Origin of the sequence: Kordia aestuariivivens (assembly GCF_014397005.1) — a bacterium.
Lineage (GTDB): Bacteria > Bacteroidota > Bacteroidia > Flavobacteriales > Flavobacteriaceae > Kordia > Kordia aestuariivivens.
Genome location: NZ_JACGWS010000008.1, coordinates 166,319 through 183,475 on the forward strand (window position 1 = coordinate 166,319; position 17,157 = coordinate 183,475).

General features: G+C 35.9%; 22 protein-coding genes. 19 read left to right on the forward strand and 3 right to left on the reverse strand.

The features are described 5' to 3' along the window. Nucleotides 1–8 precede the first annotated feature (8 nt). The 3 genes from H2O64_RS14080 to H2O64_RS14090 form a co-directional block, all read right to left on the reverse strand. Entirely contained in the window at nt 9–1,694 is a 1,686-nt protein-coding gene (locus tag H2O64_RS14080; protein WP_187562845.1) for a SusD/RagB family nutrient-binding outer membrane lipoprotein, read from the reverse strand. Between the two features lie 11 nt (nt 1,695–1,705). Then, nucleotides 1,706–4,945, reverse strand: coding sequence for a SusC/RagA family TonB-linked outer membrane protein (locus tag H2O64_RS14085; protein ID WP_187562846.1), 3,240 nt, complete (start codon nt 4,943–4,945; stop codon nt 1,706–1,708). 113 nt (nt 4,946–5,058) lie between these two features. After that, nucleotides 5,059–6,684 carry a BamA/TamA family outer membrane protein gene (locus H2O64_RS14090; protein ID WP_187562847.1) on the reverse strand — a complete coding sequence of 542 codons (1,626 nt, stop codon included), beginning with the start codon at nt 6,682–6,684 and terminating at the stop codon, nt 5,059–5,061. A gap of 240 nt (nt 6,685–6,924) precedes the next feature. Here H2O64_RS14090 and rpsL point away from each other — a divergent pair, with 240 nt between their 5' ends. The 19 genes from rpsL to rpsH all read left to right on the forward strand — a co-directional run bounded on the left by rpsL (nt 6,925) and on the right by rpsH (nt 17,147). Next, a complete protein-coding gene (rpsL, locus tag H2O64_RS14095) occupies nt 6,925–7,299 on the forward strand; it encodes a 30S ribosomal protein S12 (protein WP_007094992.1) in 375 nt (124 codons plus the stop codon). 23 nt (nt 7,300–7,322) lie between these two features. Beyond that, nucleotides 7,323–7,799: a 30S ribosomal protein S7 gene (rpsG, locus tag H2O64_RS14100; protein WP_187562848.1), complete on the forward strand. Its 477-nt coding sequence runs from the start codon at nt 7,323–7,325 to the stop codon at nt 7,797–7,799. Nucleotides 7,800–7,818: 19 nt separating this feature from the next. Further along, nucleotides 7,819–9,951, forward strand: a complete 2,133-nt coding sequence (gene fusA, locus H2O64_RS14105; protein WP_187562849.1) for an elongation factor G — start codon at nt 7,819–7,821, stop codon at nt 9,949–9,951. 10 nt (nt 9,952–9,961) lie between these two features. Next, nucleotides 9,962–10,267 (forward strand): 30S ribosomal protein S10, encoded by a 306-nt coding sequence (rpsJ, locus tag H2O64_RS14110; RefSeq protein WP_007094989.1) that lies wholly within the window; start codon nt 9,962–9,964, stop codon nt 10,265–10,267. 156 nt (nt 10,268–10,423) lie between these two features. Continuing rightward, the gene (gene rplC / locus H2O64_RS14115; protein WP_187562850.1) at nt 10,424–11,041 is read left to right on the forward strand and encodes a 50S ribosomal protein L3; all 618 of its coding nucleotides are present in this window, start codon (nt 10,424–10,426) and stop codon (nt 11,039–11,041) included. Further along, entirely contained in the window at nt 11,041–11,670 is a 630-nt protein-coding gene (gene rplD / locus H2O64_RS14120) for a 50S ribosomal protein L4 (protein WP_187562851.1), read from the forward strand. Before rplC ends, rplD begins: the two co-directional genes overlap by 1 nt. A gap of 8 nt (nt 11,671–11,678) precedes the next feature. Beyond that, nucleotides 11,679–11,969, forward strand: coding sequence for a 50S ribosomal protein L23 (rplW, locus tag H2O64_RS14125; protein ID WP_187562852.1), 291 nt, complete (start codon nt 11,679–11,681; stop codon nt 11,967–11,969). Between the two features lie 13 nt (nt 11,970–11,982). Further along, nucleotides 11,983–12,807 (forward strand): 50S ribosomal protein L2, encoded by an 825-nt coding sequence (gene rplB / locus H2O64_RS14130; RefSeq protein ID WP_187562853.1) that lies wholly within the window; start codon nt 11,983–11,985, stop codon nt 12,805–12,807. Between the two features lie 3 nt (nt 12,808–12,810). Next, a complete protein-coding gene (gene rpsS, locus H2O64_RS14135; protein ID WP_187562854.1) occupies nt 12,811–13,089 on the forward strand; it encodes a 30S ribosomal protein S19 in 279 nt (92 codons plus the stop codon). 9 nt (nt 13,090–13,098) lie between these two features. After that, nucleotides 13,099–13,506 (forward strand): 50S ribosomal protein L22, encoded by a 408-nt coding sequence (gene rplV, locus H2O64_RS14140; protein ID WP_187562855.1) that lies wholly within the window; start codon nt 13,099–13,101, stop codon nt 13,504–13,506. Between the two features lie 7 nt (nt 13,507–13,513). Beyond that, nucleotides 13,514–14,239 (forward strand): 30S ribosomal protein S3, encoded by a 726-nt coding sequence (gene rpsC / locus H2O64_RS14145; RefSeq protein WP_160129213.1) that lies wholly within the window; start codon nt 13,514–13,516, stop codon nt 14,237–14,239. Nucleotides 14,240–14,259: 20 nt separating this feature from the next. Next, complete coding sequence (rplP, locus tag H2O64_RS14150) at nt 14,260–14,679, forward strand: 50S ribosomal protein L16 (RefSeq protein WP_187562856.1); 420 nt, start codon at nt 14,260–14,262, stop codon at nt 14,677–14,679. A gap of 12 nt (nt 14,680–14,691) precedes the next feature. Further along, entirely contained in the window at nt 14,692–14,883 is a 192-nt protein-coding gene (rpmC, locus tag H2O64_RS14155) for a 50S ribosomal protein L29 (protein ID WP_187562857.1), read from the forward strand. Between the two features lie 18 nt (nt 14,884–14,901). Further along, nucleotides 14,902–15,159: a 30S ribosomal protein S17 gene (rpsQ, locus tag H2O64_RS14160; RefSeq protein ID WP_187562858.1), complete on the forward strand. Its 258-nt coding sequence runs from the start codon at nt 14,902–14,904 to the stop codon at nt 15,157–15,159. 2 nt (nt 15,160–15,161) lie between these two features. Then, nucleotides 15,162–15,530 (forward strand): 50S ribosomal protein L14, encoded by a 369-nt coding sequence (gene rplN / locus H2O64_RS14165; RefSeq protein WP_161416048.1) that lies wholly within the window; start codon nt 15,162–15,164, stop codon nt 15,528–15,530. Nucleotides 15,531–15,543: 13 nt separating this feature from the next. Further along, nucleotides 15,544–15,855, forward strand: a complete 312-nt coding sequence (gene rplX / locus H2O64_RS14170; protein WP_187562859.1) for a 50S ribosomal protein L24 — start codon at nt 15,544–15,546, stop codon at nt 15,853–15,855. Nucleotides 15,856–15,857: 2 nt separating this feature from the next. Then, nucleotides 15,858–16,409 (forward strand): 50S ribosomal protein L5, encoded by a 552-nt coding sequence (gene rplE, locus H2O64_RS14175; RefSeq protein WP_187562860.1) that lies wholly within the window; start codon nt 15,858–15,860, stop codon nt 16,407–16,409. 2 nt (nt 16,410–16,411) lie between these two features. Continuing rightward, nucleotides 16,412–16,681 (forward strand): 30S ribosomal protein S14, encoded by a 270-nt coding sequence (gene rpsN / locus H2O64_RS14180; RefSeq protein WP_187562861.1) that lies wholly within the window; start codon nt 16,412–16,414, stop codon nt 16,679–16,681. A gap of 67 nt (nt 16,682–16,748) precedes the next feature. Continuing rightward, entirely contained in the window at nt 16,749–17,147 is a 399-nt protein-coding gene (gene rpsH, locus H2O64_RS14185) for a 30S ribosomal protein S8 (RefSeq protein ID WP_187562862.1), read from the forward strand. Nucleotides 17,148–17,157 lie beyond the last annotated feature (10 nt).

The following is a 17,157-nucleotide window of genomic DNA, read 5'->3' on the forward strand; positions in this document are numbered from 1 at the left end:
TTATCTTTTTATTGAATAAATCCTGCAGGATTGTTATCCCAGAATACTTGCTCTGTAAGCCCAGGCTTCTGAGTGATATTTAAGTTTCTATCAACCGTGTTACTTGGGTATAGGAGCGATCTTGGGAACGATCCAGTTCCTAGGTATGTAGGTTGTAAATTACCTGGTGCACCAGTTCTTCTGTAAAGGTTATATCCTTCAACTCCGTTACCGTACATTGCTAACCAGTATTCTTTTCCAATGATGTCCATTCTTTCTGCGTCACTTGTAGCCGCCATGTAAGAAGCCATAACTCCAGCTACATAGTTGTTAATATCAGTAGCGTCAGCAACATTTGTGAAATCTCCTGGGTTTGGTAAAAATCCTGTTACAGTAGCCATAGAAGATCTAACTCCTTGCTCTAACATTGCAGCAGCGTCATCAGCTGTTCCTAAGTATAAAGCAGCTTCAGCTCTCATGAAATATACAAAAGAATCCATCATGATTGGCCAAAGTCCTGCACCAGCAAGTCCATCTCCAGAGTCAATTCCGTCAGCATCATTGTCATCAAATCGACCTCCAACTGGATATATTCCAAAAGTAGTTCTTTTTGCGTTATCTGGTGGAATACCGTCATTTTCAGAATGATCTCTTCCCCAATATCCATCACCTCTTCCGAATAGTGAACAGAATGGTAAAGGAACTGCTTGTAGTGCATCAATTGCTGCATACGTTGCAGGTCTTGGATCATTCCAACAATCAATCTCGTTGTTTAATGTTGCTTCATCAGAAGGGAAGCTTCCAACTTGTCTGTATACATAGTAACGTAATCTTGGGTCATCAGCACCTTTTTCTTCGGTTAATGCCCACATTAAGTAGTTAGGAATATATTCACCTGTATTTGCAGCTTCATATTCTTCTACATAGTAAGGATGCTTACTTTGTGGATTTAATGAAGTTCCAGAAGTCCATTTGAAATCATCAGCACTACTTGTGATAATGTTTCCAGCTGTAAGGATAGCATTGATTCCTGCTGTAGCACCTGGTTCGTCAATAAGTCTTCTATTTAAGTAATACTTAAGTTTCAGTGTATTGGCAAATCTTGTCCATTTTTCCATAGTAGCGCTTCCGCCTTCACCGTAATATAAATCATTAAAACCTGGTGTGTTACCATCAATATTAGCAAAATCAGCTAATGCTAGGTTTAATTCATCTAATGCAGCGTCGTATACGTCAGACCCTGGATCAACAGAAGGGAAAACAATTCCGCTGTCTCCTTGTAATGCTTCTGAATAAGGAACATCTCCAAAGTAGTCAACTAATGTCATCAATGTGTATGCTTTAATAATTCTTATAACACCTAAATGTCTGTGACGACTTGTGTTTGTCGCAACGGTAGTTAAAGATTGAATTTCATTTAAAATGTCAGCATATCCGATACGCCACATTCCACCAGCATTTACATTCGTATTATTGAAGTTTACTGCATACGTATCAAACATGTACTCTAAACGTACAGTTTCTGCACCCGCTTCAGTTGCTTCTTCAAAGAACTTTGCAAGCTGGAATTGGATGAAATTTAAGTTCGAATCCGCATCTAATGCTGCGGGAGTCGGTACATTTGGGTCTACTAGTAAATCTAATTCTGTTGTTTCACAAGAGAATACAAGTATTAGTCCTAGCAACCAAAACAATTTGTTATTTTTTATTTTCATTGTCATTTTTTTTAGAATGTTACTTTTACGCTCATACCGTATCTTCTCGAATTCCAAGAAGTTAAATAGTCAAATCCTTGAGAGTTACCAACTCCTAAACTGTTTAGTTCAGGATCATAGTTTACACTATCAGGTGTATTGAATGCTTTTACAAACAAGTTTTGACCTGAAACGGTAAATGATACATTTCCAAAAGGAGTTTTATCAAGCCATTTCTTAGGTAATCTATAACTGATAGATGCTTCTCTCAATCTGATGTGAGTTGCGTCATAAACTAATATTTCGTCAATTCCGAAACCAATATTGTTAAAGTATGCTTCTGTAGCAGTTACTTGAATATCATTTGGCTGTCCTGTTGACTGACGTGTACCAGGTAATACGATACTTTGTGTTCTGTCAAAATCAGTGTCTTCTACAAGTCCTCTACCAACTAATGCTCCTACTGTAGTAGCGTAGATGTCTCCACCTTTTTGGTATTCCCATTGCATGTTGAAAGTAAAATTTTTGTATTTTAATCCAGTGTTTACTGTTGCAAACCAATCTGGGTTTGGATCTCCAATTACACCGTTTTCAGTATCCTGAATCCAGTATCCATTTTCATCAACTAAACGATTACCAGCATCGTCTCTTGCTATCTGTCCACCAACAATAACACCTAATGGTTGTCCGTTGATTGCAGCATTTGCAGGAGTTGCAAAGATACCTCCATAAAGGATTTGTTCTCCATCATCAAGACCTTTTACTTCACTTTCATTTTGTGTAAAGTTACCAGAAAGTTTAAATTCAAAGTCTTCAGTTCTAACAGGGATAATATCAAATCCAATTTCAAAACCTTTATTCACTACATTACCAATGTTTGTAAATGTGCTAGTGTATCCTGTTTCAGGAGCTAAAGGTCTTTGAATAATTTGATCTTCCGTATCTCTACTATAGTATGTAAACTCAAATCCAACTCTATTGTCTAAGAATCTTGTTTCTAAACCAAATTCAAGTTCTTTAGAAAGTTCTGGTTTTAAGTCTGGATTCGGTAAAAAGTTAGGAATACTGGTTGTTGTAGTTCCGCTTCCTCCAGCAGTTTGGAAAATGTTAGGTACTAAAGATATAACACCTCTTGTGTTGTATGGACCAGGGAAACCTGGAGAAGTACCGTAACCAGCTCTAAGCTTTAAGAAGTTTATTCCATTTTTAGATCTAAGTCCTTCAAAAGCAGATGTTGGAATGAATGACATACTTACACCAGGAGAAAACTGTGATCTGTTTTCTTGTTCTAATGTAGAGTTCCATTCGTTTCTAGCTGTTGCGTTTAAATATAAGTAGTTCTTATATGATAACGTAGCTGAAGCATACGCTGCAACGTTGTTTTGTTGATTAGATGTTTGGTATGTTTGATTATTATCAGCAAAAACAGTTCCTTCAATAATAGTACTTGAATTACTAAAGTTTAAGTGATTTTGTAAACCAAATATAATTTGATCTCTACTTTCAGAACCATCACGCTCAAAAACTTGACGCTTAGTTGTTGCTCCAAAAGTACCTTGAACAGCAAAGTCTTCAGAAATTTCTTTGTCAAAAGAAGCTAATAAAGAGTGATCCCAAATAGTAAATCTTTCAGAAGTTGTCTGTAAGTATCCATTTGGATGAAGACCATCATTAGAACCTTTATTGATTACACGTTTTGATCTTGTGTTTTGACTATCAATACCTAATCTGTAGCTAAGCGTTAACCAATCTGCAGCTTCATAAGAAGTTACAAAATTAGTAAATACACGGTCAGTACTGTTACTATCTTGTGTGTTGTTCAATACCCAATTTGGGTTTGTACGGTCATTTCCACCTCTATACCAAACACTTTCACCTGTAATAGGATGTTGACTAGGTAAAGTGATATCTACACTTCGTGGTAAATAAAGAATGTTCCATACAGAAGCAATACCTCCAGTACCAGCAGTAGAAGATGTAACATCACTACCAGTAGAAGCATCCGTAAATGGACTTCTAATATCTGTTTTAGCTAAACTAATTTTTCCAGAAACTGTAAGCTTGTTTGCCATTTTAAAAGTTCCACCAACAGAAAAGTTATCTCTTCGTAATCCGTTATTTGGAATAAATGACTGATCGTCTACGTGTGCGTAAGAAGCGTTGAAACTTCCTCTGTCTGAAAATGCACCTGCAACGTTTACAGAAGTACTAACGATAGTACCAGTTTTGAAATACTCTTCTTGACTATCATACGCTCTGTAATCTACGTTTGGAGCATCTAAATCAGTTCTTCCTGGGAATAAAACAGATGGCTCTACTCCAAAGTTGTTTAAAATAGATGTTCTAAATGCATTGTCAATTGTAGCTTGACTGTCAAAACGTGCTCCCCAGTTACTAAAGAAGGCTCCGTATACATTTTGGAAACCATTACCCCAAGTGTCTTGGTAATCTGGTAAAACGATACTGTTGAAGAAAATTGACTGGTTTACAGTAACTTCCATCTTTTTGTTAGCATCTTTTCCAGATTTTGTTGTAATTAAGATTACACCATTACGTCCTTCACCACCATATAAAGCTGTTGCACTTAAACCTTTTAAGATACTTACGCTTTCAATGTTGTTAGGATCAATATCGGCAAATCTACTACTTACGTTACCTGATTGGAAAGCTCCTGAACTTGCAGATTGGTTTGCTCCACCTGATGAACCATCAAATGGTACACCATCTACAATAAATAAAGGTTGGTTTCCACCAGTAATAGAAGATTGTCCTCTAATAATGATATTAGAACCACTACCAGAAACACCTCCAGAACCAGTAATACGTACACCAGAAGCTTTACCACGTAATATCTTACCGATATCTGTGTCAGCTTTCTGCTCTAAGTCTTCACTGTTTACTGTTGTTACAGCATAACCTAAGGCTTTCTTTTCCTTTTTAATACCCTGTGCTGTAATAACTACTTCCTCTAGTTGGTTGCCAGGTTTCAAAGAAACGTTGATCGTGCTTTCTGCACCAACAGTAACTTCTTTGTCTTCGTACCCAACATAACTAAATACTAAAGTTTGTCCTTGATTTACTTGGATGGAAAAGTTTCCATCAAAATCAGTAGACGTTCCAGCTTTCGTTTCTTTAACGACTACACTGGCCGCGGGTAGCGGAATTCCAGAATCGTCGGAAACAGTACCTTTGACTGTTTTTTCTTGTGCAAGCGCGAGCTGCACCATTAACGCCAGCAAAAGCGTCAATACTCCATTAAACTTTGTTCTCATTGTGTTAATTATTTGAATTAGCTATCCCAAAAATCATAATAATATGTTAATATTCCTATTTTTTTACGGAAAAAAGTCACTGCGATCTAAGAAAATTAGCGGGATGACCACTATTAGAAGGAGGTTGACAGGCTTATATGCACCTTAGATTCAGATAGTTTAATAGAAGAATTGTCTGTTTTTCCAACTGCATAATTTATTTTTAAAAGACCCGATTTTGATCGAATTCCAAGTCCGAAACCAAAACCGTATAATTTTACGTCAGTTTGTGTTAAATCATCTTGCAAATAGGTAAAATCTATAATGGAATGTACGTAGGAATTTCTGGAAAGAATATATCTATATTCTGTGTTTATGGTACTGTATAGAGTTGCCTCTAAGCTATTTTCATTAAATCCGCGAATTGATTGGATTCCTCCTAAGCGTAACTTTTCGTTGGTTAAATAGGAGTCAGAAATTAATGCTTCTGAAGTGTTATTAACATATATAAAATTCCGATTGTTCAACTCCCATAAATAATTTCCAGTGAAAGAAAATTTAGTCTGTTCATTTTTCTCGGCGTTATTTTTTCTAGTTCCGAGTTGTCCTTCAATACGGATCGTTGTTTTCTCTTGAAAAATACTATAATTATTATTTCGTTTTGCAAAAGTATATCCTGCTGTGGTAAAAAAGCTTTTATAATCGTCAATTGCTGTATTTGCAGTATCGTCTAAAAGATTGTTGGATTCTGTTTGTTGAATTCCAAGGTGCACTTGATTGTTTTGATTGATCTGGTAAAACGCTTTAAAAGTGGTGTTGACAGTTGTAAAAAGTGAATCGCGTTTAAAGATATCTAGCGCAGCATTAATCCCGATAGGAGAATTAAAAACATACGGAATTTTCAAATCAGCTAAAAACTTCGTCTGTTTATTCCCGTCGTTTTTCCATAAAATATTGAATTGCTCACCGACATTCAAATTATTGGTCAGTTTCAAATCAAGATAACCGTTTAGTTTTAAATCGCCAGTATCTTCATCTGTATTAAATCCAATAAAACCATCAAAAAAATTACTCTTCACTTTTTCAATGTATATATATAAGGTTGTAGAATCTTTGGTGAATAACAATTCAGGATCTTTTATTTGACGCGCAAACGGCAATTGATCAATACGTTTGGTTTGCTTTGTAATTTCTTCTTTATTGAAAATTTTTGAAGTCAATCGTAAATAATGCTTCGTATATGACTTTGGAAACTTTTCATATCCTTTAATAATGATCTTATCCAAACGTCGCTTTTCAATAACTTGAATATCTAAATCGGCTAAAACCGTCTGCTCTTGTTTTTTAATATTCTTAAGTTGAACTTCTGCAAAAGGATTTCCTGTATTCTGAAAATTCTCAATAAGTGCTTCCAAAAAAGGAGTTAAATTTTCTGGTGTGATGTTGAAATAAGTATCTGTATAATCTAAACTAAATGCGCTAAGCAGATTTTCGTCCATCTTCTCCTTATTATAGGACACTTTTAAAGAAGTATATTTTGTGTTCAGTTTGAAGGTGCTCTGATACGTAGAATCATTTGTTTTTATCAGTTCCGAATAAGAAGCGTCAAAATAGCCAACGTTGAAAAACTCTTTTTGTAAAGAACTTAGCTCATCTACGATAGATTTTATATTTTCGTGCGCTTTCTTATAATTGATTGCGTCAATAATTTGTTGTTCGTCAGTTGTACTTCCTTTTACATTTAGCGTTTGACTGCTCATAAATGAAAAACAAAAAAGTGACAACAAAAAAACGATACTATATAATGATGATTTTTTCAAATTAAAAAGAATACGTTCAGTGTCAAAATAACGTAAAAAAACAGGAATTAATGTGTGTGAAAGCTTTAAAAAATTAATCTTATTGAAAATTAAGTCGTTAAGATTTGAATAATTGGAAATAATACTTACCTTTGCCGCCCTCTAAAGAGGGTTTTAACATCAAAATATATTTAACAATAGATGCCAACAATTTCACAATTAGTAAGAAAAGGAAGAGCCAAAATAACTAAGAAGAGTAAATCGGCTGCTTTAGATTCTTGTCCTCAGAGACGTGGAGTTTGTACGCGTGTTTACACGACAACACCAAAAAAACCGAATTCAGCAATGCGTAAAGTTGCAAGGGTTCGTTTGACAAATGGTAACGAAGTGAACGCATACATTCCAGGTGAAGGACACAATCTACAAGAGCACTCGATAGTATTAGTTAGAGGTGGAAGGGTAAAAGATTTACCAGGAGTTAGATACCATATCGTTCGTGGAGCTTTAGACACCGCAGGTGTAGAAGGTAGAACACAACGTAGATCTAAGTACGGTGCAAAACGCCCAAAGAAGTAATTAAAAACTTTTAATGTAAAGACATGAGAAAAAGTAAGGCGAAAAAGAGACCTCTTTTACCAGATCCAAGATTTAATGATCAATTAGTTACACGTTTCGTGAATAACTTAATGTGGGATGGTAAAAAGTCGATAGCATTCAAGATTTTCTATGATGCAATGGATATTGTAGATCAAAAGAAAACGGACGAAGAAAAAACAGCTTTAGAATTATGGAAAGATGCATTATCTAATGTAATGCCACACGTAGAAGTTCGCTCTCGTAGAGTAGGTGGAGCTACATTCCAAATTCCAATGCAAATTAGACCAGATAGAAAAGTTTCTATTGCTATGAAGTGGTTAATTAGCTTTTCTCGTAAAAGAAACGAGAAGTCAATGGCTTTAAAATTAGCTTCAGAAGTATTAGCAGCTGCAAAAGAAGAAGGTGCAGCAGTTAAAAAGAGAACAGATACGCATAAAATGGCTGAGGCTAACAAAGCGTTCTCACACTTTAGATTTTAATTCATTACATAACTAAGAAATGGCTAGAGATTTAAAATATACTAGAAACATAGGTATTGCTGCGCATATTGATGCCGGTAAAACCACTACGACTGAGCGTGTATTATATTATACAGGTGTAAGTCACAAAATTGGAGAAGTGCATGATGGTGCTGCTACAATGGACTGGATGGAGCAAGAACAAGAGCGTGGTATTACAATTACGTCTGCTGCTACAACTTGTACATGGCAATTTCCAACTGAAAATGGTGAGCCTACTGCGGATGCAAAAGGATACCATTTTAATATTATTGATACTCCTGGTCACGTTGATTTTACGGTTGAAGTAAACCGTTCATTACGTGTATTAGATGGTTTAGTTTTCTTATTTAGTGCAGTTGATGGTGTTGAGCCACAATCTGAAACTAACTGGAGACTTGCTGATAACTATAAAGTACCTAGAATTGGTTTCGTCAATAAAATGGATCGTCAAGGATCTGACTTTATGATGGTTTGTCGCCAAGTAAAAGAAATGTTAGGTTCAAATGCTGTTCCTATCGTTTTAAACATTGGAGACGAAGAAAACTTCAAAGGTATTGTTGATTTAGTAAAAAACAGAGCTATCGTATGGCATGATGCAACTCAAGGGGCAACTTTTGATGTTATTGATATTCCAGAAGATATGAAAGAAGAAGCTCGTAAATATCGTGCACTTTTAATTGAAGAAGTTGCAGGATATGATGAGGATCTTTTAGAAAAATTCATGGAAGATGAAGATTCTATCACAGAAGAAGAAGTGCATGCTGCGCTTCGTGCTGCTGTAATGGATATGTCTATCATTCCAATGATTTGTGGTTCTGCCTTTAAAAACAAAGGTGTACAGTTCTTATTAGATGCTGTATGTCGTTACTTGCCTTCTCCTGTAGATAAGGAAGGTATTTTAGGGATGAATCCTGATACAGGAAAAGAAGAATTACGTAAACCAGATATTAAAGAACCGTTTGCTGCATTGGCATTCAAAATTGCTACTGATCCTTTTGTAGGTCGTTTAGCATTCTTTAGAGCATATTCAGGTCGTTTAGATGCAGGTTCTTATGTATTAAACAACCGTTCTGGTAAAAAAGAACGTATTTCTCGTATCTATCAGATGCATGCTAACAAGCAAAACTCAATTGATTATATAGAAGCTGGAGATATTGGAGCTGCTGTTGGATTTAAATCCATAAAAACAGGAGATACACTTTCAGATGAAAAGCATCCAATTATTTTGGAATCTATGGACTTTCCTGATCCAGTAATTGGTATCGCGGTTGAGCCTAAGACGAAAGCGGATGTTGATAAATTAGGAGTTGCTTTGGGTAAATTAGCTGAAGAAGATCCAACGTTTACAGTAAAAACTGATGAAGCTTCAGGTCAAACTATTATCTCAGGGATGGGAGAGCTTCACTTAGATATTATTGTAGATCGTTTAAGACGTGAATTTAAGGTTGAAGTAAACCAAGGAGAGCCACAAGTAGAATACAAAGAAGCATTAACGAAAACTGCTAATCACAGAGAAACTTACAAGAAGCAATCTGGTGGACGTGGTAAATTTGGAGATATTGTTTTCGAAATGGGTCCTGCTGATGATGATTTTGAAGGAACTGGATTACAGTTTATCGATCAAATTAAAGGTGGTCGTATTCCTAAAGAATTTATTCCGTCTGTTGAAAAAGGGTTCGCTGCAGCAATGCAAAATGGTCCTTTAGCAGGATTTGAAATGGATTCTATGAAGATTGTCTTAAAAGATGGATCTTTCCACGCTGTGGATTCTGATGCACTTTCATTTGAATTGGCTGCAAAATTAGGGTATAAAGCTGCTGCAAAAGCTGCTGGAGCTGTTATTCTTGAGCCAATCATGAAAATGGATGTAGTAACACCAGAAGAAAACATGGGTGATATTGTTGGAGATTTAAACCGTCGTCGTGGTCAAGTGAACGCGATGGATGATAGAGCTGGAGCGAAAGTTGTAAAAGCTGATGTTCCATTATCTGAAATGTTTGGATATGTAACTACATTAAGAACATTATCATCAGGAAGAGCAACATCAACAATGGAATTTTCACATTATGCACAAACACCTTCTAATATTTCAGAAGATGTAATTGCAAAATCTAAAGGTGTAACTGCTTAAAACTAAGAAAATGAGTCAGAAAATTAGAATAAAATTAAAATCATACGATCATAACTTAGTTGACAAGTCAGCTGAAAAAATCGTAAAAACAGTAAAAACTACTGGAGCTGTAGTAACTGGGCCAATTCCATTACCAACGCACAAAAAAATATTTACTGTATTGCGTTCTCCACACGTAAACAAGAAATCAAGAGAGCAATTTCAATTAAGTTCTTACAAGAGACTATTAGATATCTATAGTTCTTCTTCAAAGACAATTGATGCACTTATGAAGCTTGAATTACCAAGTGGTGTTGAAGTAGAGATCAAAGTGTGATCATAAAAAACTAAAAGGGAATCTTTTAGTAACATGTCCGGAGCGTTTCGCAAAGGAAAAATGGTAAAAATACATCAAACAGGGTTGAAGTATTTAACCCTGTTTTTTTTAGAGCTTTCAGAAGAAAGCAAATAATAATTAATTAAATTAATAAATATGTCTGGGTTAATCGGAAAAAAAATCGGCATGACTAGCATCTTTGACGAGAATGGAAAAAACATTCCATGTACTGTTATTGAAGCTGGACCTTGTGTTGTTACCCAAGTCAGAACCAATGAGGTTGACGGGTATGAAGCTCTTCAACTTGGTTTCGATGACAAGGCAGAAAAACGTGCTTCTAAAGCGGCTAATGGTCACTTTAAAAAAGCAGGAACTTCGCCTAAGTATAAAGTCATTGAATTCCAAGGATTTGAGAAAGAGTATAAATTAGGAGACAGTATCACTGTAGATCACTTTGAAGAAGGTGAATTTGTAGATGTTGCTGGTACTTCTAAAGGTAAAGGATTCCAAGGGGTTGTTAAGCGTCATGGTTTTGCTGGAGTTGGTCAAGCGACTCACGGTCAGCACAACCGTCTTAGAGCACCAGGATCTATTGGAGCTGCTTCTTACCCTGCACGTGTATTCAAAGGAATGCGCATGGCAGGAAGAATGGGTGGAGATAAAGTGAAAGTTCAAAATTTAAGAGTTTTAAAAGTTGTTCCTGAGAAGAACTTGATAGTTGTCAAAGGATGTGTTCCTGGGCATAAAAACGCTTATGTAATCGTTCAGAAGTAATGGAAATAGCAGTTTTAGATTTAAACGGAAAAGAAACAGGTAGAAAGGCAAACCTTTCTGATGCTGTTTACGCTATAGAGCCAAATGATCATGCGGTTTACTTAGATGTGAAGCAATATCTTGCAAATCAAAGACAAGGGACGCACAAGGCTAAAGAAAGAGCTGAGATCGTTGGAAGTACTAGAAAGATTAAAAAACAAAAAGGTACAGGTACGGCGAGAGCAGGTAGTATTAAAAACCCATTATTCAAAGGTGGAGGTAGAGTTTTTGGTCCAAGACCAAGAAGTTACTCTCAGAAATTGAATAAAAATGTAAAGAGATTAGCTAGAAAATCAGCACTTGCATTAAAGGCAAAAAGTGAGTCTATCATCGTAGTTGAAGACTTTAATTTTGACACTGCTAAAACTAAAAATTTCATCAATGTATTGAAAGCTTTAGGGTTAGATAGTAAAAAATCGCTATTTGTGTTGGGTGATTCAAATAATAATGTATATTTGTCGTCACGTAATTTGAAAACCTCTGAGGTTTTAACTAGCTCAGAATTAAGCACTTACAAAATAATAAACGCAAATAGCGTTGTTCTCTTTGAAGGTGCATTAGAAGGAATTGAGTCAAATTTAAGTAAATAAGAAACCAAATGAGCATCTTAATAAAGCCAGTTGTAACTGAAAAAGCTACCGCTGATAGTGAGTTAAATAATCGTTATACTTTTTTAGTGAATGTAAAAGCTAATAAAGTTGAGATTAAGAAAGCTATAGAGGCTACTTATGGGGTTTCTGTAGATAAAGTTCGTACTATGAATTACGGACCTGATAGAAAAGTACGCTTCACCAAAACTGGAATTCAGCATGGTAAGACTAACGCAACGAAAAAAGCAATAGTCGATGTAGCGGATGGAGATATTATTGATTTTTATAGCAATATATAAGTAAAGACAAAAAATGTCAGTAAGAAAATTAAAACCAATTACACCAGCTCAGCGTTTTAGAGTAGTCAATGGATTCGATGCCATTACTACTGACAAGCCGGAAAAGAGTTTACTCGTACCGAAAAAGAGGTCTGGTGGTAGAAACAATCAAGGGAAAATGACCATGCGTTACATCGGAGGTGGTCATAAGAAAAGATATCGTATTATCGATTTCAAACGAGATAGAAAAGATCTTCCTGCAGAAGTGAAAACTATTGAGTATGATCCAAATAGAACGGCTTTTATCGCATTAGTTCAGTATGCTGATGGTGAAAAGCGTTATATCATAGCTCAAAACGGTTTAAAAGTAGGTCAGTCTGTTATTTCGGGAGACAAAGTTGCTCCAGAAATTGGAAACACGATGCCTTTAACTAGTATTCCTTTGGGAACTATTATTTCTTGTGTAGAATTACGTCCAGGACAAGGAGCTGTTATGGCTCGTAGTGCTGGTGCTTTCGCTCAATTAATGGCACGTGATGGAAAGTATGCTACAATTAAATTACCTTCTGGTGAAACTAGAATTGTAATGGCAAATTGTTTAGCTACAATCGGGGCTATTTCTAACTCTGATCATCAATTGTTAGTATCTGGTAAGGCAGGTAGAACAAGATGGTTAGGAAGAAGATCTAGAACTAGACCAGTAGTGATGAACCCTGTTGATCACCCAATGGGTGGTGGAGAAGGTAAATCTTCTGGAGGTCATCCAAGATCAAGAAACGGAATACCTGCTAAAGGATACCGTACTAGATCTAAGACGAAAGCGAGTAATAAGTATATCATTGAACGTAGAAAGAAATAAGACATGGCTAGATCATTAAAAAAAGGACCTTACGTTCACCATAGTTTAGATAAAAAAGTTCAGCAAAATGTTGAGTCAGGAAAGAAAGCCGTGATCAAAACTTGGTCAAGAGCATCTATGATTACTCCAGATTTCGTTGGACAAACTATTGCTGTGCACAACGGTCGTCAGTTTGTTCCTGTATATGTTACAGAAAACATGGTAGGACATAAGTTAGGAGAATTTTCACCAACAAGATCATTTAGAGGTCATGCAGGTGCGAAAAATAAAGGAAAAAAATAATAAGAAGCTATGGGAGTTCGTAAAAGAGAAAGAGCAGAGCAAATCAAAGAGGCTAAGAAAAGCATAGCCTTTGCAAAGTTGAATAACTGCCCTACTTCACCAAGAAAAATGCGCTTAGTTGCGGATTTAGTAAGAGGTGTTAAAGTAGAAAAAGCGCTTCATATATTGAAATTCAGTCAAAAAGAAGCATCACGTCGTTTAGAAAAATTGTTATTGTCTGCTATCGCAAACTGGCAAGCTAAAAACGAAGATGCAAGTGTTGAAGATGCTGAATTATTTGTAAAAGAGATCAGAGTTGATGGTGGAAGTATGTTAAAAAGACTTCGCCCAGCTCCACAAGGTCGTGCTCATAGAATAAGAAAACGTTCCAACCATGTTACATTGGTTTTAGGAGCTAATAATAATACACAAAGTTAAGATAGATATGGGACAAAAGACAAATCCAATCGGAAATCGCCTTGGTATCATCAGAGGATGGGAATCTAACTGGTACGGAGGTAATGACTATGGTGATAAACTTGCTGAGGACGATAAAATCAGAAAGTATATCCATGCTCGTTTATCTAAAGCTAGTGTTTCTAGAGTAATCATCGAGCGTACGCTTAAACTTGTAACCGTTACTATCACGACGGCTCGCCCAGGTATCATTATTGGTAAGGGTGGTCAAGAGGTAGACAAGTTAAAAGAAGAGCTTAAGAAGATTACTGGTAAAGAAGTACAGATCAATATCTTTGAAATTAAGAGACCTGAACTTGATGCAAACTTAGTTGCAGCTAGTATTGCTCGTCAAATCGAAAACAGAATTTCGTACAGAAGAGCAATCAAAATGGCAATTGCCGCTGCAATGCGTATGAATGCTGAAGGTATTAAAGTGCAAATTTCTGGACGTTTAAACGGAGCAGAAATGGCACGATCAGAATCTTATAAAGATGGTCGTATTCCTTTATCAACTTTCAGAGCAGACATCGATTATACACTTCACGAAGCTCATACTACTTACGGTAGATTGGGAGTTAAAGTGTGGATCATGAAAGGTGAGGTTTATGGAAAAAGAGAATTATCTCCATTAGTAGGGATGGCTAAAAAGCAATCAGGAAAAGGTGGAAATAATAATTCTGGTGGAAAAGGAAAACCTCGTCGTAGAAAGTAATTTTTTAAAGTAAAGAAAAAATGTTACAGCCAAAAAGAACAAAATATCGTAAAGTACAGAAAGGGCGTATGAAAGGGAACTCTGGAAGAGGTCACTTACTTTCTAACGGTATGTTTGGTATTAAATCATTAGATGCAAATTTCTTGACATCTCGTCAAATTGAAGCAGCCCGTGTAGCGGCAACTCGTTTCATGAAAAGAGAAGGTCAATTATGGATCAAGATTTTTCCAGACAAGCCAATTACAAAGAAGCCGCTTGAAGTACGTATGGGTAAAGGTAAAGGTGCTCCAGAATACTGGGCAGCTGTTGTAAAACCTGGAAGAATTATTTTTGAAGTAGGTGGAGTTCCTATTGATGTTGCTAAAGAAGCATTGCGCTTAGCAGCTCAAAAATTACCAGTTAAAACTAAGTTTATTGTAGCTCGAGATTTCGAGGCTTAATTTTTATAAGTTATGAAACAATCAGAAATTAAAGAATTATCTGTAGCTGAGTTGCAAGAAAAACTAAAGGAGTTTAAAAAGAGTTATGCTGACTTAAAAATGGCAAATTCTATATCTCCTTTAGATAATCCAATTCAGTTGCGTTCCGTAAGAAGAACAGTTGCTAGAGTAGCTACTGAACTAACTAAAAGAGAATTGCAATAAATTGAATTCTACTGACAGATGGAAAAAAGAAATTTAAGAAAAGAGAGAATAGGTGTTGTTACTAGTAATAAAATGACGAAATCAATTGTGGTTTCTGAAGTTAAAAGAGTAAAGCATGCTATGTACGGTAAGTTCGTGTTAAAAACAAAGAAATATGTTGCGCACGACGAAAAGAACGATTGTAACATTGGTGATACAGTAAAAATAATGGAAACACGTCCATTGAGTAAAACCAAATGTTGGAGATTAGTTGAAATCATTGATAGAGCTAAATAATTATGTTACAACAAGAATCAAGATTAAAAGTAGCAGATAACACGGGAGCTAAAGAAGTTTTAACTATTCGTGTTCTAGGTGGAACGAAAAGACGATACGCTTCAGTAGGAGATAAAATTGTTGTAACTGTTAAGGATGCAACTCCCAATGGAAGTGTTAAGAAAGGACAAGTTTCTACAGCAGTTGTTGTACGTACTAAGAAAGAAGTAAGACGACCTGATGGATCTTACATAAGATTCGATGATAACGCATGTGTTCTTTTAAACCCAACAGGGGAAATGAGAGGAACTCGTGTTTTCGGACCGGTCGCTAGAGAACTTCGTGATAAGCAATTCATGAAAATTGTATCATTAGCACCAGAGGTGCTTTAATACATTGTTTAAGATGACAAAACTAAAGATAAAATCAGGAGATACAGTAAAAGTAATAGCTGGAGATCATAAAGGATCAGAAGGTAAAGTGCTAACTGTACTTCGTGAAAAAAACAAAGCGATTGTTGAAGGAGTAAATATGGTATCTAAGCATCAAAAGCCTAGTGCTCAAAACCCTCAAGGTGGAATCGTTAAAAAGGAAGCGCCTATCCAAATTTCTAACTTATCTTTGTTGACTTCAAAAGGAGAAACAACAAGAGTAGGTTACAGAATGGAAGGAGACAAGAAAGTAAGGTTTTCTAAAAAATCTAATGAAGTATTATAGTTATGGCTTATATTCCAAGATTAAAACAAGAGTACAAGGATAGAGTTATCCAAGCTCTTACAGAAGAATTCGGTTACAATAACGTAATGCAAGTACCAAAACTTGAAAAAATTGTTTTAAGTAGAGGTGTTGGTGGAGCAGTAGCTGACAAGAAGTTAATTGACCACGCTCTTGAAGAGTTTGGGAAAATTACAGGACAAAAAGCTATTCCTACAATGTCTAAAAAGGATGTTGCAACTTTCAAATTACGTAAAGGAATGCCAATTGGTGTGAAAGTTACGTTAAGAGGAGAGCAGATGTACGAATTCCTAGATAGATTAGCTACTTCAGCCTTACCTCGTGTAAGAGATTTTGGTGGGATCAAAGCAAATGGTTTTGATGGAAGAGGTAATTATAACTTAGGAATTACTGAGCAAATTATCTTTCCAGAAATAAATATCGATAAAGTAAATAGAATTGCTGGAATGGATATTACATTTGTAACTTCTGCGTCAACAGACAAAGAAGCTAAATCATTATTAACTGAACTAGGATTACCTTTTAAAAAGAACTAATTATGGCTAAAGAATCAATGAAAGCCCGCGAGGTGAAAAGAGCAAAAACGGTTGCTAAATATGCTGAGAAAAGGAAAGCTTTGAAAGAAGCTGGAGATTACGAAGGATTACAAAAGTTACCAAAAAATGCTTCTCCAATTCGTATGCATAATCGTTGCAAACTTACAGGTAGACCAAAAGGGTATATGCGCCAATTCGGTCTTTCTCGTGTAATGTTTAGAGAAATGGCCAACAAAGGGTTAATTCCTGGAGTTAGAAAGGCAAGTTGGTAAAATTATAAACTGGTTTCAGGTTCAATGCTAAAGTAGTATTGAAAACCAAAACCGCAAATAAATAAGTATGTATACAGATCCAATAGCGGATTATTTAACTAGGGTTAGAAACGCTAGTAGTGCAGGACACAGAGTTGTGGAGATTCCAGCTTCAAAACTTAAGAAAGAAATTACGAAGATCTTGTTTGATCAAGGATTTATCTTAAGTTACAAGTTTGAAGATTCAAAAGTTCAAGGAAGCATCAAAATCGCTTTAAAATACGATAAGATGACCAAAGACCCTGTAATCAAGAAAATTCAAAGAATCAGTACGCCAGGTTTACGTCAGTATGCTGGAGCAAACGAACTTCCAAGAGTATTAAACGGATTGGGAATTGCAATCGTATCTACTTCTCACGGAGTAATGACAGGAAAGCAAGCTCAACGTGAAAATGTTGGTGGAGAGGTTTTATGTTACGTTTACTAATTAAAAAGAC